This is a genomic window from Acidimicrobiia bacterium (genome assembly GCA_016650365.1).
Lineage (GTDB): Bacteria > Actinomycetota > Acidimicrobiia > Spongiisociales > JAENVV01 > JAENVV01.
Genome location: JAENVV010000072.1, coordinates 1 through 2,439, shown reverse-complemented (window position 1 = coordinate 2,439; position 2,439 = coordinate 1). Strand labels below are relative to the sequence as shown.

The window sequence follows — 2,439 nt, the reverse complement described above, 5'->3', positions numbered from 1 at the left end:
GTGCCCTCATCGACGACATAGACGAGCGGGTTCGGATCCACCAGATCTTCGGCCATCAGGTCGTAGAAGCCATCCTCGTTCTGGCCCCCCTTGGCTCCTGGCAAGCTGCTGTTTCCGGCCGGGGGGATCTTCTTGCCGTGCGGGTTCGGACCCGGCAAACAGGCCGCCAGCGGGGGAGTGGTGTCAGCCCAGCGAACCGTGGCCGTGTCACACCCGGTTTGGCCGGTTGGAGTGGCGACGGTGAAGCAGGCCTGGATGGTGTCGGTGCCGCCCCCACCTGTGTTTGTGTACATCCACGACACATTGCCTGCCGAATCAGTCCTGCAGTCGACATTGACCGTGCAGGACCCGCTAACACCGGCGTTTGGGCCACTCGTGATAGTGAACGTCACGGTGCGGCCATCCACAGTATCGGCTTCACCGACGATGGTGGCGGTCACCGTATGGGTGGTGTCGACGCCCAGTTCCTTGGTGGCCTCAGGTGGGGTCAGGGTGATGGCGAACACGGACACGTTCGTGCACGCAGGCCCGCTGTTGCCGACGCCCCCGGCGTCGTGTCCGAACGCCGTTACACACAGGGAGTGCGCTCCCACGCCGAGATTGGTGGCCGGGGTCGAATAGTCGACCGAGATCGGGCCATCCTGGGGGAGAGTGGCCGAGATATGCGCCGCGGGGATGGAAGTGGCCGCTCCGCCGTCGATGGACAATTCGAGCGAGGCGAGGGTCGAGGCCAGGAAACCGGAGATAACCTGGGCGAGCTCGGCGGGGTTTGTGACCTCGGTGCAGGTGCCGCCCGTCCCGAGAGCGATGTCTTCGAGCGTTCCGCTCATTCCGTCGGTACAACTCGAGCCCAGGCCGATGGCGAAGGTGTGGGCGATCGCTCCGGTAGCGGCCAGGGCGCCCAAATCGGCATCGAAACTGGACCCGGCATTGCTTTCCCCGTCAGAGAGGAAAACCACGATGTTGGTTCCGTTGCTGCTGGCTTCGACAATCTGCCTGGCGGCCACGAGACCGGCGGCAAAATTTGTGCCCCCCCGATCGGCATTCTTGGCAGTGAACAAACGAGGGCCGGCCAGGCCGAAAAAGCTGCCCTCGGCAACGATCGACGTGATCACAGCCGCCACATGCCCGGGACCAGCGTCGGGAGTGGTGATCGGATCGTCGCTTGGCTCGGGACTCATGTCGGCCACCACGCTGCGAAGGCCGTAGGCGGCTACTCCCACCTCGTCGACGTATCCCGAATCGATAGCCGCCTGGTTGAGGGCCACTAAGCCGGCGATTTCACAGTCGAGGATCGAGTTGAGGAACAGGTCTCCGTTTTGGTCACCCCCGCACTCGCTTCCGGTTTCGACGTTCACACTGCCCGAGACATCCACTACGTACACAATGGTTACGTCACCGTCACCGAACCCGACCGAGGCGGTACCGACCACGTCGACATCGACCGTACCGGTCGGAGACGAAACGACATATTCGGTGCCGTCGAAAGGGGCGTCGACGGTCACGTCGATCGGGGTTCCGTTCGGAAGCGTGCTGGCCGATGACGACGCCAGCGCGGGCCCGGAAATCAGCAGAAGAACTAGGACGGTCGGAATGGTTAGACGCTTCACGCAAGGACCCCTCTCGCGCCTGCCACCCCACCATTAGTGAGGGTATATCACTTTAGGTGAAATCCGTCAAGGGAACTCATATCGGTCTGGGTCCCGGAAATGCCGGTGGAGCCCAGGTTTAGAGGGAAGAGTCGTCAGTGGATTGAGTGACCCGCCCGACAAGAAAGTACGTTTCCATTAGCCCCTTGCCCTTGATCTCCACGGGACCCCGATCCTCGAACGTGAACGAATCGACCAAGGCGTCCCGCACTGTGGAGGTCACCTGGATTCGTCCGGGGACCCCGTGTGATTCCATCCTTGATGCCGTGTTGACGGTGTCGCCCCACAGGTCGTAGGCGAACTTCGTTGAGCCGATCACACCGGCGATTACCGGACCCGTTTGCATGCCGATTCGCATTTGCGGAGCCCCGGGCTTTTCTGCGAACGCGTCGAGGACGTCAAGGGCGAACGCCGCCGTCGACTCGACGTGGTCGGTTTTGGCGGTCGTTAGACCACCTACCACCATGTATTCATCACCGATCGTCTTGATCTTTTCGAGGTCGTGGCGTTGGGCGAGGTCGTCGAGGGTGGTGAAGATGTCGTTGAGGAGTGCAACCACCTGGTCGGGGTCCATGCCGGCCGACAGCGGGGTGAACCCCACGAGGTCGGCGAACAGCACGGTGACGGCATCGACCCGGTCGGCAATGTTTGATTCCCCCGACTTCAACCGGTCCGCTATCGGACCGGGAAGGATGTTGAGGAGCAGCTGATCTGAGCGGTGACGTTCGGCTTTGAGTTCGGTGCGAGCCCGATCGCGTTGCCGGATGAAGTAGCGAAATTCGGCGAAGGT

Annotated in this window: 2 protein-coding genes; both read right to left on the bottom strand. The window is 62.3% G+C overall.

All coding sequences use genetic code 11. The annotated features are described in order from the left end of the window. Positions 1-1,610: VWA domain-containing protein (locus tag JJE47_04400; protein MBK5266654.1), on the bottom strand; the 1,610-nt coding region annotated here is incomplete at its 3' end. A 118-nt stretch (positions 1,611-1,728) separates the two neighbouring features. After that, on the bottom strand, positions 1,729-2,439 hold a 711-nt coding region (locus tag JJE47_04395; GenBank protein MBK5266653.1), incomplete at its 5' end, for a PAS domain S-box protein.